The 25,108-nt window shown below is 64.1% G+C and carries 23 protein-coding genes; 19 read left to right on the top strand and 4 right to left on the bottom strand.

Translation table 11 applies throughout. From position 1 onward, the window contains the following. The first annotated feature begins 122 nt into the window (after nucleotides 1-122). The 6 genes from OPU69_RS12065 to OPU69_RS12040 all read left to right on the top strand — a co-directional run bounded on the left by OPU69_RS12065 (nucleotide 123) and on the right by OPU69_RS12040 (nucleotide 4,664). Nucleotides 123-416, top strand: coding sequence for an ArsR/SmtB family transcription factor (locus OPU69_RS12065; RefSeq protein ID WP_060977744.1), 294 nt, complete (start codon nucleotides 123-125; stop codon nucleotides 414-416). Between the two features lie 25 nt (nucleotides 417-441). Beyond that, nucleotides 442-885 carry an ArsI/CadI family heavy metal resistance metalloenzyme gene (locus tag OPU69_RS12060; RefSeq protein WP_060977743.1) on the top strand — a complete coding sequence of 148 codons (444 nt, stop codon included), beginning with the start codon at nucleotides 442-444 and terminating at the stop codon, nucleotides 883-885. Then, nucleotides 882-1,406 (top strand): arsenate reductase ArsC, encoded by a 525-nt coding sequence (locus OPU69_RS12055; protein ID WP_231736401.1) that lies wholly within the window; start codon nucleotides 882-884, stop codon nucleotides 1,404-1,406. Before OPU69_RS12060 ends, OPU69_RS12055 begins: the two co-directional genes overlap by 4 nt. Beyond that, complete coding sequence (arsB, locus tag OPU69_RS12050; RefSeq protein WP_498511316.1) at nucleotides 1,403-2,482, top strand: ACR3 family arsenite efflux transporter; 1,080 nt, start codon at nucleotides 1,403-1,405, stop codon at nucleotides 2,480-2,482. The genes OPU69_RS12055 and arsB overlap by 4 nt, the downstream gene beginning before the upstream one ends. Before the next feature lie 67 nt (nucleotides 2,483-2,549). Beyond that, on the top strand, nucleotides 2,550-3,947 hold the full coding sequence (rimO, locus tag OPU69_RS12045; protein ID WP_498511314.1) for a 30S ribosomal protein S12 methylthiotransferase RimO: 1,398 nt from the start codon (nucleotides 2,550-2,552) through the stop codon (nucleotides 3,945-3,947). Between the two features lie 447 nt (nucleotides 3,948-4,394). Next, entirely contained in the window at nucleotides 4,395-4,664 is a 270-nt protein-coding gene (locus OPU69_RS12040) for a hypothetical protein (RefSeq protein ID WP_498511312.1), read from the top strand. A gap of 64 nt (nucleotides 4,665-4,728) precedes the next feature. Here the strand turns inward: OPU69_RS12040 and OPU69_RS12035 are convergent, their stop codons facing one another. After that, nucleotides 4,729-5,190, bottom strand: a complete 462-nt coding sequence (locus OPU69_RS12035; protein WP_196490324.1) for an Lrp/AsnC family transcriptional regulator — start codon at nucleotides 5,188-5,190, stop codon at nucleotides 4,729-4,731. 131 nt (nucleotides 5,191-5,321) lie between these two features. Here OPU69_RS12035 and phhA point away from each other — a divergent pair, with 131 nt between their 5' ends. Together phhA and OPU69_RS12025 are read left to right on the top strand one after the other, a co-directional pair. Beyond that, on the top strand, nucleotides 5,322-6,266 hold the full coding sequence (gene phhA, locus OPU69_RS12030; protein WP_498511310.1) for a phenylalanine 4-monooxygenase: 945 nt from the start codon (nucleotides 5,322-5,324) through the stop codon (nucleotides 6,264-6,266). Between the two features lie 47 nt (nucleotides 6,267-6,313). Beyond that, nucleotides 6,314-7,438: an epoxide hydrolase family protein gene (locus tag OPU69_RS12025; RefSeq protein ID WP_060977312.1), complete on the top strand. Its 1,125-nt coding sequence runs from the start codon at nucleotides 6,314-6,316 to the stop codon at nucleotides 7,436-7,438. Nucleotides 7,439-7,499: 61 nt separating this feature from the next. On the opposite strand, the gene OPU69_RS12020 is transcribed toward OPU69_RS12025, so the two are convergent. From OPU69_RS12020 to OPU69_RS12010, 3 genes are read right to left on the bottom strand one after another with little or no spacing between them, the layout of a single operon-like run. Next, the gene (locus OPU69_RS12020; RefSeq protein WP_498511307.1) at nucleotides 7,500-8,465 is read right to left on the bottom strand and encodes a TraB/GumN family protein; all 966 of its coding nucleotides are present in this window, start codon (nucleotides 8,463-8,465) and stop codon (nucleotides 7,500-7,502) included. Between the two features lie 40 nt (nucleotides 8,466-8,505). Further along, nucleotides 8,506-8,940, bottom strand: a complete 435-nt coding sequence (locus tag OPU69_RS12015) for a hypothetical protein (RefSeq protein ID WP_498511305.1) — start codon at nucleotides 8,938-8,940, stop codon at nucleotides 8,506-8,508. Then, nucleotides 8,918-9,121 carry a helix-turn-helix transcriptional regulator gene (locus OPU69_RS12010; protein ID WP_060977315.1) on the bottom strand — a complete coding sequence of 68 codons (204 nt, stop codon included), beginning with the start codon at nucleotides 9,119-9,121 and terminating at the stop codon, nucleotides 8,918-8,920. Before OPU69_RS12010 ends, OPU69_RS12015 begins: the two co-directional genes overlap by 23 nt. Nucleotides 9,122-9,330: 209 nt before the next feature. Between OPU69_RS12010 and OPU69_RS12005 the strand changes: the two genes are divergently transcribed. The 11 genes from OPU69_RS12005 to OPU69_RS11955 all read left to right on the top strand — a co-directional run bounded on the left by OPU69_RS12005 (nucleotide 9,331) and on the right by OPU69_RS11955 (nucleotide 25,057). Beyond that, entirely contained in the window at nucleotides 9,331-11,439 is a 2,109-nt protein-coding gene (locus OPU69_RS12005; RefSeq protein ID WP_498511303.1) for a molybdopterin oxidoreductase family protein, read from the top strand. Between the two features lie 255 nt (nucleotides 11,440-11,694). Further along, complete coding sequence (locus tag OPU69_RS12000) at nucleotides 11,695-12,534, top strand: glycine--tRNA ligase subunit alpha (RefSeq protein ID WP_498511355.1); 840 nt, start codon at nucleotides 11,695-11,697, stop codon at nucleotides 12,532-12,534. Between the two features lie 151 nt (nucleotides 12,535-12,685). After that, nucleotides 12,686-15,181, top strand: coding sequence for a glycine--tRNA ligase subunit beta (gene glyS, locus OPU69_RS11995; protein ID WP_498511301.1), 2,496 nt, complete (start codon nucleotides 12,686-12,688; stop codon nucleotides 15,179-15,181). 42 nt (nucleotides 15,182-15,223) lie between these two features. Then, on the top strand, nucleotides 15,224-17,887 hold the full coding sequence (ppdK, locus tag OPU69_RS11990; protein ID WP_498511299.1) for a pyruvate, phosphate dikinase: 2,664 nt from the start codon (nucleotides 15,224-15,226) through the stop codon (nucleotides 17,885-17,887). Between the two features lie 416 nt (nucleotides 17,888-18,303). Beyond that, nucleotides 18,304-18,882 carry a DUF1214 domain-containing protein gene (locus OPU69_RS11985; protein WP_498511297.1) on the top strand — a complete coding sequence of 193 codons (579 nt, stop codon included), beginning with the start codon at nucleotides 18,304-18,306 and terminating at the stop codon, nucleotides 18,880-18,882. After that, a complete protein-coding gene (locus tag OPU69_RS11980) occupies nucleotides 18,879-19,403 on the top strand; it encodes a DUF1254 domain-containing protein (RefSeq protein WP_060977543.1) in 525 nt (174 codons plus the stop codon). The genes OPU69_RS11985 and OPU69_RS11980 overlap by 4 nt, the downstream gene beginning before the upstream one ends. Before the next feature lie 238 nt (nucleotides 19,404-19,641). Continuing rightward, nucleotides 19,642-20,856 carry an acyl-CoA dehydrogenase family protein gene (locus OPU69_RS11975; RefSeq protein WP_498511295.1) on the top strand — a complete coding sequence of 405 codons (1,215 nt, stop codon included), beginning with the start codon at nucleotides 19,642-19,644 and terminating at the stop codon, nucleotides 20,854-20,856. 3 nt (nucleotides 20,857-20,859) lie between these two features. After that, entirely contained in the window at nucleotides 20,860-22,005 is a 1,146-nt protein-coding gene (locus OPU69_RS11970; protein WP_498511293.1) for an acyl-CoA dehydrogenase family protein, read from the top strand. 56 nt (nucleotides 22,006-22,061) lie between these two features. Then, nucleotides 22,062-22,820 carry a crotonase/enoyl-CoA hydratase family protein gene (locus tag OPU69_RS11965; protein ID WP_498511291.1) on the top strand — a complete coding sequence of 253 codons (759 nt, stop codon included), beginning with the start codon at nucleotides 22,062-22,064 and terminating at the stop codon, nucleotides 22,818-22,820. Nucleotides 22,821-22,903: 83 nt separating this feature from the next. Then, nucleotides 22,904-24,322, top strand: coding sequence for a hypothetical protein (locus tag OPU69_RS11960; protein WP_498511289.1), 1,419 nt, complete (start codon nucleotides 22,904-22,906; stop codon nucleotides 24,320-24,322). Between the two features lie 114 nt (nucleotides 24,323-24,436). Beyond that, complete coding sequence (locus tag OPU69_RS11955; protein WP_498511287.1) at nucleotides 24,437-25,057, top strand: hypothetical protein; 621 nt, start codon at nucleotides 24,437-24,439, stop codon at nucleotides 25,055-25,057. Nucleotides 25,058-25,108: the final 51 nt, after the last annotated feature.

Here is a 25,108-nt window from a genome sequence, read left to right as displayed (position 1 = left end):
TTGACGAAAAGTTTACCGTGCGACGGGTTGACTCTTACTTTCATTTCCATAATATTGGAAATATGGAATCAACATTCGTCTCATGTTCGCCAGTTGCTGCTTCGTCTGCAGAGGGTCACGTTTTGGGCAGCGCGGAGGTCATCGCCGCGCTTGCCGCGCTGGCGCAGGAGCATCGGCTCGCCGCCTTTCGTCTTCTCGTCCAGGCTGGCCCCGATGGCGTGAGCGCGGGCGATCTGGCCGACCGGCTCGGCATTCCGCGCTCGTCGCTGTCCTTCCACCTCAACCAGATGATGCAGGCGGGGCTGATCGTGCAGCGCCGCGAGAGCCGGTCGCTGATCTATTCCGCCGATTTCGCTGCGATGGCCGCGCTGGTCGGCTTCCTTACCGAAAATTGCTGCCGGGGCTCTGGCTGCTGAACCCGCTCACCCAAGGAGAAGACCGATGAAGCGCATGCATGTCCACGCCAAGACCCGCGATCTTGATGGCTCGATCGCCTTCTATTCCGCGATGTTCGGCGCAGAGCCGACGGTGGTGAAGCCCGATTACGCCAAGTGGCAACTCGACGATCCGCGCGTCAATTTCGCCATCTCGGTCGCAGGCTGCGGCGCGAGCGAGGGCATCGAGCATCTCGGCATCCAGGCGGAAAACACCGAGGAGCTGGCCGAGGTTTATGCCGGGCTCGCCAAGGCCGACCAGCCGGTGCTGGAAGAGGGCAAGACCACGTGCTGCTATGCCCGATCGGAAAAGAGCTGGGTCAAGGATCCCAATGGTATCGTTTGGGAGGCCTTTTACACCGATGGCGAGGCGACGGTCTATGGCGACCCCGGCCCGCTTGCCAAGGGTGCGTTGAGCGCGCCCGAAACCACCTGCTGCCCGACGATGTGATCGGATCGCGCGCCGTGACCAGCATCCTGTTCCTGTGCACCGGCAATTCGGCGCGCTCGATCCTGGCCGAAGCGCTTGCCAACCATATGGGCGGCGGGCTGATCGAGGCGCACTCGGCGGGCAGCTTCCCCAAGGCCGCGCCGCACCCTATGGCATTGCAGGTGCTGGCCGAGCGCGGAATCACGGGCGACTTCCGGTCCAAGAGCTGGGACGAGTTCGCCGCGCCCGGCGCGCCGCCGATCGATATCGTGATCACTGTGTGCGACAATGCCGCAGGCGAGCTCTGCCCGATCTTCCCCGGCCGCGCGATCAAGGCGCACTGGGGCATTACCGATCCGGCTGCGGTCGAAGGCGAAGGCCAGCGCGCCGCCTTCGAAGCCGCATACGATCAGATGCAGGCGCGGATCGCAGCGCTGCTCGCATGCGATCTTTCCGCGATCGCCTCGCCCGATTTCCCTCCGGTTCTGGCCCGTATCGGCCAGATGAGCGGTGCCACCCCAGGAAAAGAACCGATTTCATGACCCAGAGCCTGACCGCCGAGACCGCTGCGCCGCCAGCGGGGATCGGCTTTTTCGAGAAATATCTGAGCCTCTGGGTTGCCCTGTGCATCGTCGCGGGAATTGGTCTGGGCGCGCTGATGCCCGGCTTTTTCGCGCTGGTCGCCGCTGCGGAAGTGGCCAAGGTCAACCTGCCCGTGGCGGTGCTGATCTGGCTGATGATCATCCCCATGCTGATCCGCATCGATTTCGGCGCGCTGGGCGAGGTCGGGTCGCAATGGCGCGGCATCGGCGTGACGTTGTTCGTCAACTGGGCGGTCAAGCCGTTCACCATGGCGGTGCTCGGCATCATCTTCCTGGAATGGCTGTTCGCGCCGCTGCTACCGGCAGGCGAAATCCCGTCCTATATCGCGGGGCTGATCCTGCTGGGAGCGGCACCCTGCACCGCGATGGTCTTCGTCTGGTCCAACCTGTGCAACGGCGACGCGAATTTCACGCTCAGCCAGGTCGCGCTCAACGACACGGTGATGCTCGTCGCCTTTGCCCCGATCGTCGGGCTGCTGCTCGGCGTCGCTTCGATCACCATCCCGTGGGATACGCTGTTGCTGTCGGTGGGGCTGTACATCGTCATCCCGCTGATCATCGCGCAGGTTCTCAGGCGCGCGCTGCTGGCCCAGGGTGGCGAAGCGACGCTCGAACGGTTTCTGGGGCGCATCCAGCCGCTGTCGCTGCTCGCGCTGCTGAGCACGCTGGTGCTGCTCTTCGCGTTTCAGGGCGAGACGATTCTCGCTAGCCCGCTGGTCATCCTGCTGCTCGCGTTGCCGATTCTCATCCAGGTCTATTTCATCGCCTTTCTGGCCTATTGGATGAACCGCCAGCTGGGTGTGGCCTGGAATATCGGCGCGCCCTCCTGCCTGATCGGGGCATCGAACTTCTTCGAGCTGGCGGTGGCGGCCGCGATCGCGCTGTTCGGCCTCAATTCGGGTGCGGCGCTCGCGACCGTGGTCGGCGTGCTCGTCGAAGTTCCGGTGATGCTAACCATCGTGGCTATGGTGAAGCGCTCGCGCGGCTGGTACGAGGCGGGCGCGCGGCGGAGCTGAGCTGGCCCGCCTCCCGTCCGCTCGGCGCCATCGCACTTCACCGATGACAAACCGCTGCAAAACGCCTATGCGCCCGGCCATCATGTCCACCCCCATCACGATCCCCGCCCCGCCGAAAGTCGGCATGGTCTCGCTCGGCTGTCCCAAGGCCCTGGTCGATTCCGAACGCATCCTCACCAAGCTGCGCGCCGAGGGCTATCAGATGTCCGGCGATTATGCCGGTGCCGATGTCGTGCTGGTCAACACCTGCGGCTTCCTCGACAGCGCCAAGGAAGAGAGCCTCGAGGCGATCGGCGAGGCGATGGCCGAGAACGGCCGCGTCATCGTCACTGGCTGCATGGGCAACGAGGCCGATGTCATCCGCGCGCGCTTCCCCGATGTGCTTGCGGTCACCGGCGCGCATCAGTATGAGGACGTGGTGCAGGCGGTGCACGATGCCGCCCCGCCGGCGCGCGGCGCGTTCATCGATCTGGTGCCGGAGGGCGGCATCAAGCTGACCCCGCGCCACTACAGCTATCTGAAGATTTCCGAAGGCTGCAACCATCGCTGCTCGTTCTGCATCATCCCTTCCTTGCGCGGCGATCTTGCCAGCCGCCGGATCGATGCGGTGCTGCGCGAGGCGGAAAAGCTGGTCGCGGCGGGCACGCGCGAGCTGCTCGTCATCAGCCAGGACACCTCGGCTTATGGTGTCGATACCCGGCACGAACCGCGCGAGTGGAAGGGCCGTCAGGTCCGCGCGCACATGACCGATCTGGCGCGCGAGCTTGGGCAATTGCGCACGGCAGAAGGCAAGGCCCCCTGGGTGCGGCTGCATTATGTCTATCCCTATCCGCATGTCGACCAGGTCATACCGCTGATGGCCGAAGGGCTGCTCACCCCCTATCTCGACATCCCGTTCCAGCACGCCGCGCCGTCGGTATTGAAGCGCATGAAGCGCCCGGCGAACGAGGCCAAGGTGCTCGACCGGATCAAGGCGTGGCGTCAGATCGCGCCCGACATCACCATCCGCTCGTCCTTTGTCGTCGGCTTTCCCGGCGAGACCGAGGCGGACTTCCAGTATCTGCTCGACTGGCTGGATGAGGCGCAGCTCGACCGCGTCGGTGGCTTCCGCTTCGAGCCGGTCGAAGGTGCGGCGGCGAACAGCCTGTCCGATCCGGTGCCCGAAGAGGTCAAGGAAGAGCGCTACCAGCGGCTGATGCAAAAGACCGCCGCCATCAGCGCCGCGAAGCTCGCCGCCAAGGTCGGCCGCACATTGCCCGTCATCATCGACGAAGTGGGCGAGCCCGACGAGGAAGACGGCTCGATCGGCGCGACGGGGCGTTCGCAGGCCGATGCGCCCGAGATCGACGGGCATGTGTATCTGCGCGACGTGCCGCAAGGGCTGGAGCCGGGATCGTTCGTCGATGTTCTGGTCGAGGATGCCGATGAGCATGATCTCTACGGGGTGATTGCGGGGCAGGGGTAGGTTGCGCGCTAAGGCACGCCGTCCGCACCCCACCTCCGCTCAGGCTGAGCCTGTCGAAGCCCCCGCGTAGACGGTGGCCCCAATCACTTCCCCTTCATGCTCAGCGATGGACGAAAGCTTTCGACATTAGTTGAAAAATACCGTCAAACGCGAACGCCCCCCGTTGCGGTCACGACACTAACCACCTCCGCTCATCCCTGAAACACGTTCAGGGCAGGCTCTGAGCGGCGGGCTTCAGCCCGCGAAATCGAAGGACCCGCGCCCACGCTGGCCGGATAGCGGAGCCTTCGACAGGCTCAGGCTGAGCGGAGGGAGTGGCGGCTATTTGGGCTTCGCAGAAAAAACCTGCCCGTCTGCAAGCGACCCCTTTGCCGTCATCACAATTACGGTTAGCCATATGACATGAGATATTTGATGCTCTTGCTTATGGTCTGTGCGTGCCAGCCAGTGGACACTTCGGCTGATGCTGCAACTGCGGCGGCTGAGGAGGTATCTCTAAAACCAAATGAGGAGGTCGCACTACGGCCACCCACACAGGTAGAAGCTGAAAAGATAGGAAAATTGTGCGGGGTCGAAGTTGAATATTGGGATGGTCTTGGCAGGCCTCCGCCTGAACAACTTTATCAACCGGTCAACGCCACGTCTGAGCAGTCGAAGTGTTATTTCGACAAGGTCCGCGACCTTGTGACTAAAGGCCCGTCGGTCAAAGCCGAATAAGCGCTTTCCACCCAGAACTCGCCACAAAGATCGCAACATCCAATCCCCGAAACCCGACACCCCCCTAAACCGGCAACCCGCCCTGCGCCTTCGCTTCTTTCAGCACGAAGCTCGTGCTGATCGCCTTTATCCCCGCGATCGGGCGCAGCTTTGTGTTTGCGAAATCGGCATAGCTGTCGAGGTCGCGGCTGACCACGGTGAGGATATAGTCCGCGCCGCCGGTGACCTGGTGGCAGGCGATGACCTCGTCGAGATCGGCGACCGCCGCCTCGAAATCGCGCGTCACCGCTTCGCCATGGTCGGCGATTTCGACGCTGACATAGGCGAGTACGCCGAGGCCCAGCGCGCGCCTGCTGAGCCGCGCGGCATAGCCCCGGATCACGCCATCCGCTTCCAGCCGCCGCACGCGGCGCCAGCAGGGCGAGGCGGACATGCCAACGGTTTCAGCGAGTTCGGCATTGGTCATGCGGCCATTGTCCTGCAACGCGCGCAGGATGCGGATATCTTCTGCGTCGAGATCAATCATGGCAAGGATTTACCGTTTTTTTCCCAGGAAAGGAAGAACCTTCTAAGGCGTAGCGTTATCGGGCAACGATAAGGCAGGATTTTTCGCTATCCCGGTGCTATATCTCTCTCAGCGATCAACAGGGGAAAGCTATGGAAAGCCTGCTCATCAAGCCCGGTGCCGTGGATTTCTCGGTCATTCCCGATGTCCCCGCCGACACCTTTGTCGCGCCGCTCGTCCGCCCCGGCCATCTCGGCGAGGACTGGCTCGAGCCGCAGCAGCGCGCCTATACCTCGGAAGAACATTCAATCTGGGACGATCTGTTCGCGCAGCAGATGCAGGTTTTGCCGGGCCGTGCGGCGAGCAGCTTCATGGCGGGGCTCGACCGGCTCGATCTGGGGCGCGGCGGGGTGCCCGATTTCGGCAGCTTGAGCGAGGAATTGCTGGCGATCACCGGCTGGTCGGTGGTGCCGGTGCCGATGCTGATCCCCGACCACGTCTTCTTCTATCACCTGGCGAACCGGCGCTTTCCGGCGGGCAATTTCATCCGCTCGCGCGAGGAATTCCATTATATCTCAGAGCCCGACGTGTTCCACGACGTGTTCGGCCATGTGCCGATGCTGACCGACCCTGTCTATGCCGATTACATGCAGGAATATGGCCGTGCCGGGTGGAAGGCGCTCGCATACAACCGCCTCAAGGCGCTTTCCGCGCTCTACTGGTACACGGTCGAGTTCGGGCTGATCCGCGAGGCCGACGGCATCAAGGCCTATGGCGCGGGCATATTGTCCGGGCCGTTGGAGGCGAAATTCTCGGTCGAGGCGCAGTCGCCCAACCGCATCCACCTCGAAGTCGATCGGGTGATGCGCACCGATTATGTCATCTCGGACATGCAGCCGACCTATTTCGTCATAGACAGCTTCGAGGAGCTGTACCGCAAGACGGTCGAGCGCAATTTCGACGACCTGTATCGCGGGCTGACGCCGGGCTTTACCTATTCGAACCAGGCGGTGCTGGGCGGTGACAAGGTCTATCACCTCGGCACCCAGGAATATGCCAATCGCGGTGGCAAGGGATCGGGCGCGCGGCCCGTCTGAGCTTTTGTGAGTTGCATGGGGGCGGGAGCGCGGTCTAGCCTCAGGCCATGACCGAGATACGCCCCTTCACCATCGACGTGCCGCAGGCCGCGATCGACGACCTCCACGCCCGGATCCGCGCCGCCCGCTGGCCCGACAAGGAACAGGTGGACGATTGGGACCAGGGCATTCCGCTTGCGGTGGTGCAGGATTTCGCGACCTATTGGGCCAAGCAGTACGACTGGCGCGCGTGCGAGGCGGCGCTCAACGCGTATCCTAATTTCCTGATCGAACTCGACGGGGTGGACATCCATTTCCTCCACATCCGCTCTCGCCACGAAAACGCGCGCCCGCTGATCATGACGCATGGCTGGCCGGGATCGGTGCTCGAATTCATGGAGGTGATCGAGCCGCTGACCAATCCGGCGGACCCGGCGGACGCCTTCCACCTCGTCATTCCCTCGCTGCCCGGCTTCGGCTTTTCGGGCAAGCCGACCGAGACGGGCTGGTCGATTACCAAGATCGCCACGGCGTGGAACGACCTGATGCTCGCGCTCGGCTATGATCGTTATTTCGCGCAGGGCGGCGACTGGGGATCGGGTGTCACGCTGGAGATCGCGCGGCAGAACCTCGGCGCGTGCGCGGCGGTGCATTCGAACATGGTGCTGGCTCTGCCCGATCCGGCGACCCTGGGCGACATGAGCGACCTGGAAAAGCGCGCGGCGGCGCGGATGCAATATTATCAGGAAAAGGAAAGCGGCTATTCGGCGATCCAGAAGACACGGCCGCAGACCATCGGCTATGCGCTCGCCGATTCGGCCGTGGGGCAGATGGCCTGGATCCTCGAGAAATTCCGCAACTGGTCCGATTGCGACGACCAGTTTTCGGGCTTCAGCCGCGATGCGCTGCTCGATACGATCACGCTCTACTGGTTGACCAACTCGGCGGCCTCGTCGGCGCGGCTCTACTGGCACAGCTTCAACGCCATGGGTTTCGATCCGATCAGCCTGCCCACTGGCGGCACGATCTTCCCCAAGGAGCTGTTCCAGACGTCGCGTCGCTGGGCGGAAAAGCGGTTCAGTAACCTGATCTACTGGAACGAGGTGGACCGGGGCGGGCATTTCGCCGCGCTAGAGGTGCCCGATATCTTCGTGCGGGAAGTTCGCGCCTGTTTCCGCAACGCCAGTCTCTGAGCGGCAAACCCCGCCAGCGCAGCTGCGCTGACGGGGCCTGCCAGGTCACGATCTGGGGAGATCAGTTGCTGGTGACCTGAACGCTCTGAATACCTTCCTTCGCCAGCTGCGCCTGCACGCTGTCCTTGCCGACCAGATGCGCTGCGCCCACGGCCATGAAGACGGTGCCGGGCTTGTCCATCCGTGCCTTGATCCACTTGACCCAGTTGGCGTTGCGGTTCGTCAGCAGCGCATCGTAGAGGCCGGGATAGCTCTCCATGCCCTCGTTCATCAGCTTGTCGAGCGTTGCCTGGTCGCCCTTGCCCCAGGCGTCGACCAGCGCATCGATCTGCGTCGTCACCTCGGGCACTGCGTCGAGCGTCACGTCGAGGAACGCGACCTGCTCTTCGGTGCTCAGGCTGTCGAAAATGCCGAGCTGCTGCTCGACCGTCTCGAGCTGGCCGACTGGCTTGTCTTGGGCCTTGGCCGCGCTCATCAGCACCTTTTCGGCGCCGCTGTTCAGGTCATAACCCTGCATCATCAAGGGCAGCGTGGTCAGCGTGACGCTGGCGAACCAGGGCTCATACTGGTCGAGCGCCACCGGCGGAATGTTGAGCGTGCCCAGCGTCTTTTCGTATTTGGTCAGCACCGGCGGGGTCAGCAGGCTGCGCAGGGTCACGCCCTGCGGGTTGCTCGCCAGCTGGTTCACGGTCGCCTGCATCGCTGCGGGATCCGCCGGTTCCTGCACCTCGATCACCAGCTCGTCCGAAGCGTCGAACGCGGTCTTGATGTCGCCCTTCAGCCAGTTGAGCCCGGGGCGCAGCACATGGACGGTGCCGAACAGATAGATGGTCGTGTCCTTGTCACGCACGATCCACATCGCGGGATTGATGTCCTTTGCGGCGGGGGCAGGGGCGGGGCCGAGCGCTTCGGCGACCGAGGTCGGCTGTTGGGCGAGCAGCGGCTCGCTGGCAAAGCTTATGGTGGCGACGGCAGCGACGGCCAGCGTGGCAGCGCCGCTGCGCAGGGTCTTGAACAATTTTGTCATGGGGTCATCCTCTTCATTGGGGGGTATTGGGGGTGGGGAATCAACGGAACTTGTACCAGGCAAAGGCGATCGCGCTGCTCAAGATGCCGGCAAGGAACAGCCACAGGGCATCCGGCTCGGGCACCAGCCCGCCCTTCCACAGGACGAACCAGGCAGGATAGCCAATCAGCATCACATTGCCCGCGACCACGGTGGTCTTGGTGTGGATGACGCGTTCATGCTCGTCGGACACCTGCATCAGCTTCCACGATCCATAGCTGACCGCGATCACGAACACGATCGCGCTGATGATCGCCAGCCAGGGCGGGATGCTGTTCGCCGCGACCAGCCCGGCATTCTCATCCTCGAAAAAGCCGACCAGAAAGCCGGAGACAAGGCCCATCGCGAACATCGTCCCGATCACGGCATTGATGCGTTTCTGGCGCTGCTTAGCGCGGGTCTGCCAGTCGGTTTCAACCATGCTCGCCTCCATCATCGAAAATCTCCTCGATCGTCATGCCGAACAGCCTGGCGATCCTGAATGCCAGTGGCAGCGACGGATCGTATTTGCCCGTCTCGATCGCATTGACCGCCTGGCGCGAGACATCGAGCCGCGCACCCAGTTCTGCCTGGCTCCAGTCGCGCTCGGCGCGCAGCACTTTCAGCCGGTTTTTCATCTCAACCACTTTCCGTCAGGTGTCGCAGGACGCTGACCTTTTGTCATGTGACCCTGACTATATGTCGTGATTCGCTGACCATGTCAAGCGACCCTGACCATCTGCTACCCTCACCTGACATACGCTACGAAAACGCCGGTTTCCCAGTGGCTGGTCAGGGGGCCGGGCGGCTGATACCGTTTTCGGCAAAAGCAACGGGAGAGACCATCATGGCGAGCGAATCGGCAACCAGCATCCACGCGCGCACCTGCCATCTGTGCGAGGCCAATTGCGGCGTGCTGGTTGAGGTGCAGGGGCGCAAGGTCGTGTCGATCAGGGGCAATCCGGATCATGTGCTGTCCAGAGGCCATATCTGCCCCAAGGCGACTGCGCTCGCCGATCTGCAGGACGATCCCGATCGCCTGCGCCGCCCGATGAAGCGCGTCGGCGATCAGTGGCAGGAGATCGACTGGGACACCGCCTTTACCGAGATCGGCGCGCGGATGGCGGGGATTATCGCAGGGGGTGGGCGGCCCGCGCTCTATATGGGCAACCCCAATGCGCACAATTACGCGACCGGCACGCAGACCGGGCTGCTGCGCAAGGCTCTGGGGGTGCGCACGCTCTATTCGGCCTCGACGCTCGACCAGATCCCGCATCAGCTCGTCCAGATGTGGATGTACGGGCACAATGCGCTGTTCCCAATCCCCGATGTCGACCGCACGCGCTTCATGCTGATCATCGGGGGCAATCCGCTCGCCAGCAATGGCAGCGTGTGGACCGTGCCCGATGTGAAGAAGCGGCTGAAGGCGGTGCAGGCGCGCGGCGGGCAGGTGGTCGTCATCGATCCGCGCCGCACCGAGACCGCGAAGATCGCTGACGCGCACCATTTCATCCGCCCCGGCACCGATGCCGCGCTGCTGCTCGGCCTGCTCAAGGCGCTCGACGAGGCGGGGCTGGTCTCGCCGGGCCGGCTCGCGCCGATGCTGGACGAGGGCTGGGATGGGGCGTGGCAGGCGATTCGCGGCTTCGAAGTTGCGCCGCTCGCCGCGCATTGCGGCATCGACGAAGCCGTGATCCGCGCGCTCGCCGCCAGGCTGGGCAGCGGCGAACCGGCTGTTGTCTATGGCCGGATGGGCGTCTCGGTGACCGAGGCGGGCACGCTCAACCTCTGGCTGATCCAGCTCCTGAACATCGCCACCGGCAATCTCGATCGCGAGGGTGGAGTGATGTTCTCCTCGCCGGTCATTGATCTGGTCGCGAGCGCCGGACCGGGCACGTACGATCGCTTCCGCTCGCGCATCGGCAACCGGCCCGAGGTGATCAGCGAGTTTCCGAGCGCGCTGCTGCCCGAGGAGATCGCGACGCCGGGCGAGGGGCAGGTCAAGGCGCTGGTCGTGATCTCGGGCAACCCCGCGCTGTCGTCGCCGGGGGCCTGGGGCGAGGCGCTGCCGCAGCTCGAGTTGATGGTGTCGATCGACATGTACGTCACCGCGACCAGCGCGCACGCGCATTACATCCTGCCGCCGTGCGGGCCGCTCGAAAAAGACCATTATCCGCTGCTGCTCGGCCCCATCGCGATCCGCAACTATGCCGATTATTCCGCGCCGACGCTGCCGATGGAAGAAGGCGCCAAGGCCGATTGGGAAATCGTGGCGGAACTGGCGCGTGCGATCCTGGCGGCGAAGGGCGAGGCGGTACCCAATATCGTGCCGCCGCGTGTGGCGCTCGCCGCGATGCTGGCAAGATCGGATTACAAGGTGACGCTGGAGGAGCTTGAGGCCAACCCCAATGGCGTGGATTTCGGACCGCATGTGCAGCGCCTGCCCGATCGGCTGCGCACGGCGGACAAGCGGATTGCCTGCGCCCCACCGCTGTGCCTCGAGGCGCTGGAGCAATGGCGCGCCCAGCTCGAAGCCACGCCGCCGGATCAGTTGCTGCTGATCGGGCGACGGCATGTGCGCAACAACAACAGCTGGCTGCACAACAGCCCGCGCCTCGCCAAGGGGCCGGATCGCTGCACCGCGATGATCCATCCCGACGATGCGGCAGCGCGCGGCATCGCCACCGGCGATCAGGTGCGGGTGAGCAGCAGGGTTGGAGCGGTGCAGCTTGCCGCCGAGGTCAGCGAGGATGTGATGCCGGGCGTGATCTCGATCCCGCACGGCTTCGGGCAGGACAAGCCGGGGACGCGGCTCTCGGTCGCGGCGAAAAGGCCTGGCGTTTCGCTCAACGACCTCACCGACCCGGCGGCGATGGACCCGATTTCGGGCAATGCTGTGCTCAACGGCACCCCGGTGACGCTGGAGCGGGTGGAGCAGGCGGTGGCGGCGGAATAGGCGCCGATTATTGCCCTTATCGTCACCCCCGCGAAAGCGGGGGTCCCGCTTCCTTTCAACCTTTGCGCAATAGCGGGATTGCCGCTTTCGCGGGAATGACGAATGTGGGCTGGCAAAGCTCAGCTAAACCCGCTGACACCAACCCTGAATCACCTCTCCCTTGACCCGCGCCCCGCCATCCGCCAAAGCGCGGCGCATCTTTTTGCAACTGCGAAGGCCGGACGTTTGAGCGAGCACAGCCTTTCCTTTCAGGACATGATCCTGACCCTGCACAATTTCTGGAGCCAGCACGGCTGCCTGATCCTGCAGCCTTATGACATGCCTATGGGTGCGGGCACGTTCCACACCGCGACGACGCTGCGCGCGCTGGGCCCCGATCCGTGGAACGCCGCGTTCGTCCAGCCGTGCCGCCGCCCGACCGACGGGCGCTATGGCGAAAACCCCAACCGGCTGCAGCATTATTACCAGTATCAGGTGATCCTGAAGCCCTCGCCGGGCGACATCCAGCAGCTCTATCTCGACAGCCTCACCGCGATCGGCGTCGATCCGCTGCTGCACGACATCCGCTTCGTCGAGGACGACTGGGAGAGCCCGACTCTGGGCGCCTGGGGCCTGGGCTGGGAGGTCTGGTGCGACGGCATGGAGGTGACGCAGTTCACCTATTTCCAGCAGATGGGCGGCTTCGACTGCAAGCCGGTGGCTGGCGAGCTGACCTATGGGCTCGAGCGGCTCGCCATGTACATTCAGGGCAAGGACAGCGTGTACGATCTCGATTTCAACGGCCGGGGCGTGACCTATGGCGATGTGTTCCTCGAGAACGAGCGCCAGATGAGCGCATGGAATTTCGAGCATGCGAACACGGAAAGCCTGTTCGATGCGTTCCGCAAGGCCGTCGCCGAATGCGAGAATTGCCTCGATGCGAAGCTGCCGATTCCGGCTTATGAGCAGGCGATTGCAGCGAGCCATGTGTTCAACCTGCTCCAGGCGCGCGGGGTGATCTCGGTCGCCGAGCGCCAGGCCTATATGGGCCGCGTGCGTGACCTTGCGAAGGGCAGCTGCCAGGCGTGGATGGAGAAGAACGGGTGGGCTGCGTGATGGTGACGTTGCACAACCGTCATGCTGAACTTGTTTCAGCATCCATCGACCGTCCGGGAGCCGATAGGGCGAAGGCGCTTGGTGCCCGATGGACCCTGAAACAAGTTCAGGGTGACGGCATTGGTTGCGGTTCGGACCGGGAGCGCGCGGCATGACCGATTTCCTGCTCGAACTCCTCTCCGAGGAAATCCCCGCGCGGATGCAGGCGAAAGCCCGTGCCGACCTCGAAAAGCTGTTCGCCGATCAGCTCGCCGCCGCCGGGCTGAAGGCGCAGAGCCTCCAGACCTTCTCGACCCCGCGCCGCCTTGCGCTGATCGCGCGCGGGTTGCCCGAAACGACCGAAGCGGTATCCGAAGAGCTCAAGGGCCCTCCCGCCGATGCGCCCGATGCGGCGGTCGAGGGCTTTTTGCGCAAGGCGGGGCTGACTCGCGACGCGCTCGAGACCCGCGAGGTCAAGGGCCGCGCGACGCTGTTCGCGGTCATTAACAAGCCGGGCCGCGCCACCGCCGATGTGCTCTCTGACGCCATCCCCGCGATCGTCCGCGCCTTTCCCTGGCCCAAGTCGATGCGCTGGGGTGCGGCGAGCCAGACCACGGAATCGCTGCGCTGGGTGCGTCCGCTCCAGGGCATCATCGCGCTGCTCGGCGGTTATGTCGTGCCGTGCGAGGTCGATGGGCTGGTCGCCGGCAATACCACCGTCGGTCACCGCTTCCACCACCAGGGCGCGGTCACCGTGTCGGGTGTCGAGGATTATGCCGATGCGCTGCGCGCCGCGCATGTGATCGTCGATCATGAGGAACGCGCGCGCATCATCCGCGACGGCGCGGCGAAGGCGGCGGCGGACGCGGGCTTTGCGCTGATCGAGGACGAGGGGCTGGTGGTCGAGAATGCCGGGCTGACCGAATGGCCGGTGCCGTTGCTAGGCCGTTTCGACCCGGCGTTTCTTGAGGTTCCGCCTGAGGTCATCCAGCTAACTGCCCGCGTTAACCAGAAATATTTCGTCGTGCAGGATGCAGGCGGCGCGCTCGCCCCGGCGTTCGTCTGCACCGCCAACATCGCCGCGCATGACGGCGGCCGGGCGATCGTCGCGGGCAACGAGAAGGTGCTGGCGGCGCGGCTTTCCGACGCGCGCTTCTTCTGGGAGCTCGACCAGAAGAAGACGCTCGAGCAGCATGCCGAGAAGCTGAAGAATATCGTCTTCCACGAGAAGCTTGGGACGGTGGCCGACAAGGTCGACCGCGTCGCCAAGCTCGCGCGGTGGCTGTGCGAAGAGGGTATCATTCAGCCCTCTCCCCTTGAGGGGAGAGGGAGGAGCCGCGAAGCGGCGGAGGGAGAGGGGCAGTCGCCGACCTCTGCGCAGGCCCCCCTCCCAACCCTCCCCCCTGAAGGGGAGAGGGCTAAATTGGCCGATCTCGCCGAACAGGCCGCCCGCCTGTGCAAGGCCGATCTCGTCACCGAGATGGTCGGCGAATTCCCCGAACTTCAGGGGCTTATGGGCGGTTATTACGCGGCGAAACAAGGTCTCGACCCCCAGGTCGCCGCCGCCATCCGCGACCATTACAAGCCGGTCGGCCAGGGCGATGACGTGCCGACCGATCCGGTGACGGTGGCGGTGAGCCTGGCGGACAAGCTGGATAGCTTGCTTTCATTCCTGTTGATTAAGCTAATGCCAACTGGATCAAAGGATCCGTTTGCATTGCGTCGTGCGGCAATTGCCACAATTTCAATCATGTTCGGCAATTGCCTACGTATTTCACTTGGGGCTGTTGTTAGATTCTGGATTGAAGTGATTGAACAGCAAACTCTCCATACGCTAACTGCTGAAACTTCGGCCTTGGAGCTTCAGAATGAGGCGCGCGAAGCTCTTTTGGAAAGAGCAAGAAAAGCGGTCGAGGCGAATAATCTTCCTCTGGCTGAGGCTCTGTTAGAGCGTTTTCCAGACTGGAAAGATGATCCTTTTGTAGAAGCTGTGATTGCTAGCTTGATAGAGCGCGACAATGGAGATTTCGATTTTGATCGATTGCTAATCGACTTCTTCGCCGACCGCCTCAAGGTTCAGCAGCGCGAGGCTGGGGTTCGGCACGATCTGATCGACGCGGTGTTTGCGCTCGGGGGTGAGGACGATCTCGTCCGGCTGCTCGCGCGGGTGAAGGCTTTGCAGGGCTTTGTCGAGACGGGCGAGGGGACGAACCTGCTCGCCGGATACAAGCGCGCGGCGAATATCCTCAAGAAAGAGGGACGCGGCGATGCGAGCGCGCCGGTCCACACGCCGGAAACCGGTGGCGGCATTGCGCAGACGGGTGAGGAAGATCCGCTGGCTTTGGTCGAGGATCCCGGCGTCGCGGCGGCTGTCACGGAAATGGCGCAGCCCGGCTCCGGGCTGGGCTATGATCCGGAACCCGCGGAAATCGCGCTGATCGGAGCGCTCGACAAGGCCGAGCCGCTCGCCGCGCTCGCGATCGACGCAGAGGATTTCGAAGGCGCAATGGCCGCGCTCGCCGCCTTGCGCGCGCCGATCGATGCGTTTTTCGAGAGCGTCACCGTCAACGATGCGGACCAGGCCAAGCGCGAGGCGCGGTTGAACCTGCTCGCGCGGTTCCGCGCTGCGGTCCACCGCGTCGCCGATTTTTCGAAGATCGAGGGTTAACTTCGACCGATAACCCATTCAAACACGGACAGGCTGAAGCAGATGACCAAATATGTGTACCGTTTCGGGGGCGGCGCCAATGATGGCGGTGCGGGCAACAAGAATCTGCTCGGCGGCAAGGGCGCCAATCTCGACGGCATGGCCTCGATCGGCCTGCCGGTGCCGCCGGGCTTCACCATCAGCACCGAGATGTGCACCCGCTATTATCAGGATGGCGAGGTGTTTCCCGACAGCCTGAAGGCCGAAGTCGCCGAAGGCCTCGCGCATATCGAGGGCGTCACCGGCAAGAAGTTCGGCGATGCCGCCGATCCGTTGCTCGTGTCGGTCCGCTCGGGCGCGCGCGTTTCGATGCCCGGCATGATGGACACGGTGCTCAATCTCGGCCTCAACGACGAGACCGTTCAGGGCCTCGCCCAGGTGTCGGGCGACGAGCGCTTCGCGTGGGACAGTTATCGCCGTTTCGTCCAGATGTATTCGGACGTGGTGCTCGGTCTCGACCATGATGCGTTCGAGGAAGCGCTCGAAATCATGAAGGAAGACAATGGCTTCTTCAGCGATACCGAGATGGAGGCGAAGCACTGGAAGGCGCTGGTCGGCGAATACAAGGCGCTGGTTCAGGAGCAATGGGGCAAGCCCTTCCCGCAGGATGTGCACGACCAGCTCTGGGGCGCGATCAGCGCGGTGTTTGGCTCCTGGCAGTCGGAGCGCGCCAAGGTCTATCGCCGCCTGAACGACATCCCCGCCGAATGGGGCACGGCCGTGAACGTGCAGGCGATGGTGTTCGGCAATATGGGCGACACCTCGGCCACCGGCGTTGCGTTCACCCGCAACCCCGCGACCGGCGAAAATGTCTATTACGGCGAGTTCCTGATCAACGCGCAGGGCGAGGACGTGGTCGCGGGCATCCGCACGCCGCAGTACCTGACCAAGGCTGCGCGCGAGGAGGCGAACGCCAAGCCGCTGAGCATGGAAGAGGCGATGCCCGAAACCTATGCCGAGCTGGCGCGCGTGTTCGACATCCTGGAAACGCATTATCGCGACATGCAGGACATCGAGTTCACCGTCGAGCGCGGCAAGCTGTGGATGCTGCAGACCCGCTCGGGCAAGCGCACCGCCAAGGCGGCTTTGCGCATCGCGGTGGAAATGGCGAGCGAAGGCCTGATCACCGAGGAAGAGGCGATCGCACGCGTCGATCCGATGGCGCTCGACCAGCTGCTCCACCCCTCGCTCGATCCCGATGCGGCGCGCGACGTGCTGACCAAGGGGCTTCCTGCCTCGCCGGGCGCGGCGAGCGGCATCATCGTGTTCGACGCCGATACCGCCGAGCGCCGCAACGAGATGGGCGATGCGGTCATCCTGGTGCGCATCGAGACCAGCCCCGAGGACATTCACGGCATGCACGCCGCCAAGGGCATCCTGACGGCGCGCGGTGGCATGACCAGCCACGCGGCGGTGGTGGCGCGCGGCATGGGCCGCCCTTGCGTCTCGGGCGCGGGCAGCCTGTCGATCGACAACAAGGAGCGCGTGCTGCGCATCGGCAAGCGCGAACTGCGCGAGGGTGACACGATCACCATCGACGGCACCTCGGGCGAGGTGATGCTGGGCGAGGTGCCCACCGTGCAGCCCGAGCTGGTCGGCGATTTCGGCGTGCTGATGGGCTGGGCCGACAAGGTCCGCCGCCTCAAGGTGCGCACCAATGCCGAGACGCCCGAGGATTGCCGCGTCGCGCGCGATTTCGGCGCGGAAGGCATCGGTCTGTGCCGCACCGAGCACATGTTCTTCGAAGCGAGCCGCATCACCTCGGTGCGCCAGATGATCCTGGCCGAGGACGAGGCGGGAAGGCGGGCCGCGCTGGAAAAGCTGCTGCCCGAACAGCGCGGCGACTTCCACAGCATCTTCGAGGTAATGGCGGGTCTGCCGGTCACCATCCGCCTGCTCGATCCGCCGCTGCACGAGTTCCTGCCGCACAGCGAGAGCGAGTTTGCGGAAGTCGCCGAAGCCGCCGGCGTCGGCGTCGAGGTTTTGAAGCGCCGCGCCAACGAACTGCACGAGTTCAACCCGATGCTCGGCCATCGCGGCTGCCGCCTGGGCGTGACCTATCCCGAAATCTACGAGATGCAGGCGCGCGCGATCTTCGAGGCGGCGTGCGATGTCGCCGAGAAGAGCGGTGCAGCGCCGATCCCCGAGGTGATGATCCCGCTGGTTGCGACCCGCCGCGAGCTCGAGCTGATGAAGAAGGTGGTCGATACCGCTGCCGAACTGGTGTTTGCCGAAAAGGGGCGCCGGATCGAATATCTGGTCGGCACGATGATCGAACTGCCGCGCGCCGCCCTGATGGCCGATGAAATCGCCGAAGTAGGCGAGTTCTTCAGCTTCGGCACCAACGACTTGACGCAGACGACGCTGGGCGTCAGCCGCGACGACGCGGGGCGGTTCCTCACGCAATATGTCGACAAGGGCATTTTCGCGCGCGATCCGTTCGTCAGCCTCGATGTCGAGGGCGTCGGTCAGCTGATCGAGATCGCGGTCGAAAAGGGCCGCAAGACTCGGCCAGGCATCAAGCTCGGCATTTGCGGCGAGCATGGCGGCGATCCGGCGAGCATCGCGTTCTGCGAGAAAGCCGGGCTCGATTATGTCAGCGCCTCGCCCTATCGCGTGCCGATCGCGCGACTGGCTGCGGCGCAGGCGGCGCTCAAGAAGGGCTGAGCAGGCGCTCTCGCCTTGACTTAAAGCCCTCCCCCTTGATGGGGGAGGGTTTGGGTGGGGGGGTGCTTGCCGGATTTAGCAGCATTGCGTGCAACGCGCCCTTACACCCAGCCGCACCATCACCCCTACCGCTGCGACTTGGCAGCAAGCTGCCAAGTCTCGCTGCCTCCCCCATCAAGGGGGAGGGGAGACAGTGGGCACATACTGCCGGTCCCCTGCGAGGGCAGGGGGCCATCTCCCAAAGGTTGCCGGATCGCGCGACCGAGGGGACAGTCGTGAGCGCAGGTGATGGGCCCCTGCCTTCGCAGGGGACCGGCTAGCGCCCGCTGCAGATACCAGCCCACAAGCGCATCCCCCTTGCCACCACCACCGATATTCCGGCATAGCCTCTGTCAAAACAAGGGGAGAGGGACGCCATGTCGCCAGGGTTGCGCTATGGGTTGATGCTGGTCGCAGGACTGGCGATCGGCACGGGGACGGCGGTCGCGCAGTTGCGGCAGAGCTTTGCTGCGATGGGGATCGAGAACGGTCCCTGGCGCACCGGCGAGAAGGTCGGCACCGCCAATGCCAGCGTCGCCACCCGCGCCACCGTCGCGCTGCGCGGCTTGCTGGCCCTACCCGAGCGCGAGGCGATCTATTTCAACGCATCGACCGACAGCGCGGGGCGCAAATTGACCGGCAAATGCGCCTATCGCGTCACCGGCGGTGCGATCGATGCACGCTGGTGGAGCCTGACGCTGTACGACAGCCAGGGCTATCTGATCCCCAATCCGGCGAGCGTTTATTCGGTCGGTAGCGCGGCGATCGGTCCGCAAGAGGCGGCGAACTGGACCGTCGATATCGCCCGCCAGCGGACCGGCGCGCACTGGATCGCGATGCCCGACGATCAGCCATTCGAGCTGACGCTGCGCGCGTATCACCCGTCGCGCGACTTGCTGGCCAGGCGCGGGAGCGTGCCGTTGCCGCGCATCGAACGCGGAGAGTGCCAGTCATGAGCCGCTGGATCGGACCCGTCGTCCTTGCGGTGATCGCCGCAGTCGCCGCCTGGTACGGCACGCTCGCTGCCGCCCCCAGCGTCATCATGGACCGCGCCTGGCATCGGCTGGCGGATCAGGCCGGGTATAACAAGATGACGCACACCCCGCCGGTGGTCGCCGAGCGCCAGACGATCGTGCGGCCGAGCCCGGATCTTGCCTATTCGATCTGCGCCTTCGACCTGACCCAGGCTCCGCTGGAGGTGATGATCGCACCTGTTCCCGATCATTACTGGTCATTGACCGTGTTCGACAGCGTGACCGATGTCGCCTTTGTCGAGAGCGACCGCGACACCGGCGGCAAGCCCATCCGCCTTGTACTGGCAACGGTGGATCAGCAGGCGCCCAAAGGCGCGCGCAAGGTCGTGATGCCCGATGCCAGGGGCGTCGCGCTGATCCGCGTGCTGCTGAAGAGCCGGGGCGAGATCGGCGCGGTGGATGCGTTTCGGAAGAAGTCGTTCTGCAGGCCTGTCAAAGGCTGACCCGTCATTCCCGCGAACGCGGGGATCCCGCTTTTGCGCTTCCGTGCGTCAAGAAAGCGGGACCCCGCCTGCGCGGGGGTGACGACATGCTTCAAGTCACTGACACGGATGTCAGGAAAATCGCTGCACGCCCTAGACAAGCGCTTCCGACCCCTGCATATCTTCATTTAACCGAACGATTAAACGAGGCCGCGAATCCCCGAAGCGGTCCTGATCGAGCGCGCTAGAGGAGAGAGACATGGCAACCCGTCCTACCGCTGCCGAGCTGGCGGATTACGAGGCCCAGGCCGATGCCTGGTTCCGCGAGAACACGCCCAAGGACCCCGGCTTCATGCTGCCGCTGACCTTCATGGAGGTCAGCACCGACCAGCAGTTCGAATTCCTCTGCGCCTGGCAGCGCAAGGTGTACGAGGCAGGCTATCTCGGCGCGAGCTGGCCGACCGAATATGGCGGCGGCGGGATGCACCCCGATTTCCAGCGCATCGCCACCAAGGTGATGAAGAAATATGACGGCCCGATCATGCTCAACGCGATCGGCATCGGCTGGGCCGGTCCGCTGATCCTCGACATCGGCAGCGAGGAAGAGAAGAAGAAATATATCAAGGGGATGCTGAGCGCAGAGGATATCTGGTGCCAGGGTTTCTCCGAGCCCGAAAACGGCTCCGACCTCGGCAATGCGCAGCTGAAGGCGGTGCGGGACGGCGATGAATATGTCCTCAACGGCTCGAAGATCTGGACCTCGCTGGGCGACCGCGCAAAATACATGATCCTGCTCGCGCGCACCTCGAACGAGGGGCCGAACAAGTACGCGGGCCTCAGCTTCTTCCTCTCGCCGATGCACGCGCCGGGCATCGAGACGCGGCGGATCAAGAAGCTCACCGGCGAATATGGCTTCGTCCAGTGCTTCTTCACCGATGCGCGCATCCCCGCCGAATGCCTGATGGGCAACGAAGGCGATGGCTGGCAGATCGCGATGAAGACGCTCGAGTACGAACGCGGTGCCAAGGTGAACCTGGCCGGCGGCTATTTCCTCAAGGAACTCGACGCCATGGGCGTGGTCGAACTGGCGCGCCAGTCGCAGCGCGGCGGCAAGGCGCTGCTCGACGATCCGGTGATGAAGGACCGGATGGTCGATTTCATGATCGACATCCAGGCCTTGAACCTCAACAACCAGCGGCGCCGGATGGGGCCGCTGGTGCAGGATCGCCCGATGGGCCTGGCGCTGATGAACAAGCTGGCGCGCACCGAGATGATCCGCGAACTGACCGAGTTCTCGCTGGCGTTCCAGGGCACGCGCGGCGGCTATTATGTCGACGATCCGTGCGCGGTCGACAATGGCTATTGGCACCGCAGCTATCTGAACAGCTTCTCCGCCACGATCGGCGGCGGCACCTCGGAAATCCAGCGCAATATCGTCGCCGAGCATGTGCTTGGCCTGCCGAAGGGACGCTAAACCATGGCCTTCAGCGAAGAAAATCTCGCCAATCATCTCGGCGGCCTCGGATACAGCGAAGAGCAGATCGAGCTGATGGACGTCGCCACCAGCTTCTGCCGCGACAAGTCGCCGATCGACAAGGTGCGCAAGCTGATGGCGGACGAGCGCGGCTATGACCCTGCCGTGTGGCAGGAAATTGCCGAACTGGGCTGGCTGGGCATCGCGATCCCCGAGGCGCATGGCGGCGTCGGCCTGTCGATGGCCGAGGTCGCGCCGATCGCCGAGCAGATGGGGCGGCGGCTGCTGACCACGCCCTTTGCGACCTGCACCGTCGCAGCGCAGGCGCTGCTCGCGGCGGCGGACGAGGCGCAGTGCGGCGAGTGGCTGCCGCGCATCGTTGCGGGCGAGATCGCGACGCTGGCGCTGTCCGAACCGCATGGCGACTGGACGCTCTCCCATGTCGAGGCGACCGCGAAGCCCAGCGGTGATGGCTTTGTGCTCAGCGGTACCAAGCAGTTCGTTGCCTATGCCCAGGATGCGGCGCTGGTGATCGCGACGGTCAATGTCGATGGCGCGGTGCGGCTGGCGCTGATCGAGCGCTCGGCCATCCCCGATGGTGCGCTGCGCCGCGAGATCATCGTCGACGAGACCCGGCGGACCTACGAACTGACGCTCGACGGCATTACCGTCCCGGCCTCGGCGCTGCTCGATGCGGGCCGCTCGGCCAGCGCGCTGAACCAGATCGAGCTGGCGAGTGCGCTGCTCCAGGCGGCTGAAATGTGCGGCGGCACGCAGAGCGCGATCGATTACACGATCGAATATCTCAAGACCCGCAAGCAGTTCGGCAAGCTGATCGGCGAATATCAGGCGCTCAAGCACCCGATCACCAATGCCTATGTCGCGTATGAAAAGGCGCGTTCGCACATGCTGAGCGCCGCGCACAATTTCGGCCAGCAGGGCGTCGGCGAGATCGCGGTGCGCATGGCCAAGGCGAGCGCCGACAAGGCGTACAGCTTTGCCGCCGACCGCGCGGTGCAATTCCATGGCGGCTTCGGCTTCACGCACGATTGCGACGCCGGGCTCTACCGCCGCAGCGCGATCTGGCACGCCAGCCAGTTCGGTGACGCCGCCTGGCACCGCGCGAAGCTCGCCGATCTGCTGTTCTGATAACCCCACCCCAACCCCTCCCCTGAAGGAGAGGGGCTTTTCAGGGAGAGTTCGATATGTCCGAAGTTTTGACCCTCGCCGATGATGGCGTCCTCATCATCACCATCAACCGGCCCGAGGCCAAGAATGCGGTCAACCGCGCGGTGGCCGAAGGTGTCGCTGCGGCGATGGAAGAGCTCGATTCCAATGACGCGCTGCGCGTCGGCATCATCAAGGGGGCCGGCGGCACCTTTTGCTCGGGCATGGACTTGAAGGCGTTCCTGACCGGCGAACTGCCGATGGTCAAGGGCAAGGGCTTCGCAGGTTTCGTCGAATCCCCGCCCAAGAAGCCGCTGATCGCCGCGGTCGATGGCTATGCGCTCGCGGGCGGGATGGAGGTCGCGATCACCTGCGACCTGCTCGTCGCGAACAGCTCAGCGCAGTTCGGCATCCCCGAGACCAAGCGGGGCCTCGCGGCAGCTGCGGGGGGCCTCATGCGCCTGCCGCGCCAGATTCCGCCGCGCATCGCGATGGAGCTGGCGCTGACCGGCGATTTCATCTCGGCGCAGCGCGGCTACGAGATCGGCTTCGTCAACCGCGTGGTCGAAGGCCCGGCGATCGACGGCGCGCTCGAACTGGCGCACAAGATCAGCGCCAACGGCCCGCTCGCGGTGCGCGTCTCCAAGCAGGTGATCGTCGAATCGCGCGGCTGGAGCGATGCGGAAATGTGGGCGAAGCAGCAGGAGATCGTCGGCCCGGTGATGACCTCGCAGGACGCGCGCGAGGGCGCTGCCGCCTTCGCTCAGAAGCGCGCGCCGAACTGGACGGGCAAGTAGGTGCAAGCCGCCGAAACGCATTGATTTCGGCGGCTATTTGCTGAAAACAGGGCTGGCAGGGTCGCGCCTGACTGGAGTGTTTCGTGATCCTGCTGCCCGCCCTTTTGCTTGCGGCTTCCAGCCCCGCTGCGCCTTGCCCTGACCGCACCATCAACGCGAAAGCGCTGTGCGCCAATCGCGAGATTGCCAGGGGCTGGGCCGATGTTGAGACCGCGTTCCAGGCCTGGGCCAAGGTCGATCCGCGCAAGGCGGTGATTGCCGAGCGCCACGACGAGGCGCTGGCCGATCTGCGCCGGGGCTTCGAATATAGCGAGGATGACAGCCCGCAGACTGCCAATCCCGACGCCATTATCGAGAGCCTGGGCTATGTGAAGAGCGAGATCGAGGGGCTCGCCAGGCTCGCCGCGTCGATCCGCGCACCGTCCGGTTTCGGGCGCGAACTGGCAAGGGAATGTACCGTCGCGGCCGTCGAGATGTGCGTGGTCGAGGCCGCCGGTTTCCTCACCGCAGGCGAGGAGGGCAGGGTGCGCTCGGTCGCATGGCAGAAGCTGAGCGGGCTGGAGCCGGGCGGCGGCATCCCGCTGCGCATGGCGATCGCCTGGGACGTGACCGGCGATGCGCCGCAGCTCATCGGCTTTGCCAGCACCGAGGGCGACACATCCACGCCGCTGCTGATCGACGATGGCGAAAAGCTGATGCTGCACATGCCCGCGCGCACCGCCGGGACGGGCGAGGGCAATGCCGACACGCTGTTCCTGTATCGCGATACCGGCTGGGCCAATATCGGCATGAACGGCTGGAAGGAGGAGCTGCGCACCCGACTGCCCAAGGGGCTGGGGCTGTGGAAGGGCGTCGAATACAGCCTGTACGGCATCAGCAGCAGTTTCTCGCTTTGGCGCGACAGCGATGCCAATTGCTGCCCGACCGCGGGCGATGCCTATGCCAGCTTCAAGATCGTCAACGACCGGCTCGCCATCGACACGCTGGAGATCAACCCCGCCGCCGCCGTGCAGGTCAAGCCTCTCGCCTGCCCGATCCTGAAAGCCACCTATCGCTCGCCCTGGCCGACGCGCTTCACGCTGCATTTCGAAAAGCCCGCGCTGCCGCCGAGTGCGCAATCGGACATGGTCGCGGTGCTCGAGCAGAAGGACGAGGACGACGCGCTGATCTTCCGCAACTACTACACGTTCGCAGGCTCGAACGGCTTCGGCTCGACGACGCTGATCCCGGTCAACGGCCTGGGCGACAAAGAAAACCCGCCCGAAATGCTGCCCGAGGAAGAGGGCGAGGAGCCGCTCTATTTCCACGCCTTTGCGGGCGAACCCAACGGCCTGAAATATGTCGCCGAACCGCCGATGCTCGACACGCCGGCGCCGCTGGGCGTGTTCCTGCCCGATCTGGCGCGTTCGCTCTGGTATGACGGCATTGCAGACCCGAAGGGTGGCCCGCCGATGCGCGTCGAGATGCCGCGCGACATGTGGATGGGGGATTGTGCGGAATAGGGGGCAAGGCAGCTATTGGGTGAGGAGCGCGGCGGCGCGGACGGCGGAAGCTGGGTGGGAAGCTGCCGTTCAAGCCTGTTGCTTTGTAACGCTATTTGTGGACAGTTGCGACGCATGAAAGCCGACTTGCTAGAACTGCTCAAACGAACCAGCATTTGTCACCCTACGCGCATTGTTGCTGTTGACGCGGGCCACAGACAACTTCGCATCATAGTTTCTGGCAACCAATGGTGGCGGAACGATGCAAATGTTGAAGAAGCGCAAATTGTTTTCACATTCGAAGGAATTGGCGAAGGGTTCCTGGATCTTGCGACACTCTTGGACATGGAGGAAGACGAAGCGCTTGAGGTTTTCGAGGTTTCACTGCTGTCGGAAAAGGAGTGGGCTGAAGCAGGCACATCCTTTGCGACATACTGCTCTGAGCCGCTGCCGCATCCGCTACAGCTCTACTCAATTATTCAGGATTACCTTTGGGACGCTGGAGCCCCACGCTCTGCGAGAGACTACCTTAATATCCCGAACGACTCACTTGCGCGCTTCTGTGAGATAACGGGCACAAGCTCTTACTTGCTAGCCGAAGCGCCACCAAAGATTCACGAACTGGTTGTAAAGGAACTGCGGAGGCAGAACGTTTCTCACAACGTAATCACCACAGAGCGCATTTCTAACCAGAATTTGATTGTCCAAATCGGCGGCGCCATTTTCGTATGTGAGCGGGCTACAGCAGAAACTTGAACGGCTGAATGTCAGGAATAGAGTCGGTTGCTGAATGACAGGTTGTTTTCA

Source organism: Blastomonas sp. 34TW (genome assembly GCF_059803595.1).
This window is presented reverse-complemented; position numbering and strand designations above follow the sequence as displayed.

Excerpts from the sequence above, each read along its gene's own strand:
- OPU69_RS12060 (WP_060977743.1), top strand. The coding sequence starts at position 442 with ATGAAGCGCATGCATGTCCACGCCAAGACCCGCGATCTTGATGGCTCG.
- arsB (WP_498511316.1), top strand. The coding sequence starts at position 1,403 with ATGACCCAGAGCCTGACCGCCGAGACCGCTGCGCCGCCAGCGGGGATC.
- rimO (WP_498511314.1), top strand. The coding sequence starts at position 2,550 with ATGCGCCCGGCCATCATGTCCACCCCCATCACGATCCCCGCCCCGCCG.
- OPU69_RS12035 (WP_196490324.1), bottom strand. The coding sequence starts at position 5,190 with ATGATTGATCTCGACGCAGAAGATATCCGCATCCTGCGCGCGTTGCAG.
- phhA (WP_498511310.1), top strand. The coding sequence starts at position 5,322 with ATGGAAAGCCTGCTCATCAAGCCCGGTGCCGTGGATTTCTCGGTCATT.
- OPU69_RS12025 (WP_060977312.1), top strand. The coding sequence starts at position 6,314 with ATGACCGAGATACGCCCCTTCACCATCGACGTGCCGCAGGCCGCGATC.
- OPU69_RS12020 (WP_498511307.1), bottom strand. The coding sequence starts at position 8,465 with ATGACAAAATTGTTCAAGACCCTGCGCAGCGGCGCTGCCACGCTGGCC.
- OPU69_RS12015 (WP_498511305.1), bottom strand. The coding sequence starts at position 8,940 with ATGATGGAGGCGAGCATGGTTGAAACCGACTGGCAGACCCGCGCTAAG.
- OPU69_RS12010 (WP_060977315.1), bottom strand. The coding sequence starts at position 9,121 with ATGAAAAACCGGCTGAAAGTGCTGCGCGCCGAGCGCGACTGGAGCCAG.
- OPU69_RS12005 (WP_498511303.1), top strand. The coding sequence starts at position 9,331 with ATGGCGAGCGAATCGGCAACCAGCATCCACGCGCGCACCTGCCATCTG.
- OPU69_RS12000 (WP_498511355.1), top strand. The coding sequence starts at position 11,695 with ATGATCCTGACCCTGCACAATTTCTGGAGCCAGCACGGCTGCCTGATC.
- glyS (WP_498511301.1), top strand. The coding sequence starts at position 12,686 with ATGACCGATTTCCTGCTCGAACTCCTCTCCGAGGAAATCCCCGCGCGG.
- ppdK (WP_498511299.1), top strand. The coding sequence starts at position 15,224 with ATGACCAAATATGTGTACCGTTTCGGGGGCGGCGCCAATGATGGCGGT.
- OPU69_RS11985 (WP_498511297.1), top strand. The coding sequence starts at position 18,304 with ATGTCGCCAGGGTTGCGCTATGGGTTGATGCTGGTCGCAGGACTGGCG.
- OPU69_RS11980 (WP_060977543.1), top strand. The coding sequence starts at position 18,879 with ATGAGCCGCTGGATCGGACCCGTCGTCCTTGCGGTGATCGCCGCAGTC.
- OPU69_RS11975 (WP_498511295.1), top strand. The coding sequence starts at position 19,642 with ATGGCAACCCGTCCTACCGCTGCCGAGCTGGCGGATTACGAGGCCCAG.
- OPU69_RS11970 (WP_498511293.1), top strand. The coding sequence starts at position 20,860 with ATGGCCTTCAGCGAAGAAAATCTCGCCAATCATCTCGGCGGCCTCGGA.
- OPU69_RS11965 (WP_498511291.1), top strand. The coding sequence starts at position 22,062 with ATGTCCGAAGTTTTGACCCTCGCCGATGATGGCGTCCTCATCATCACC.
- OPU69_RS11955 (WP_498511287.1), top strand. The coding sequence starts at position 24,437 with ATGAAAGCCGACTTGCTAGAACTGCTCAAACGAACCAGCATTTGTCAC.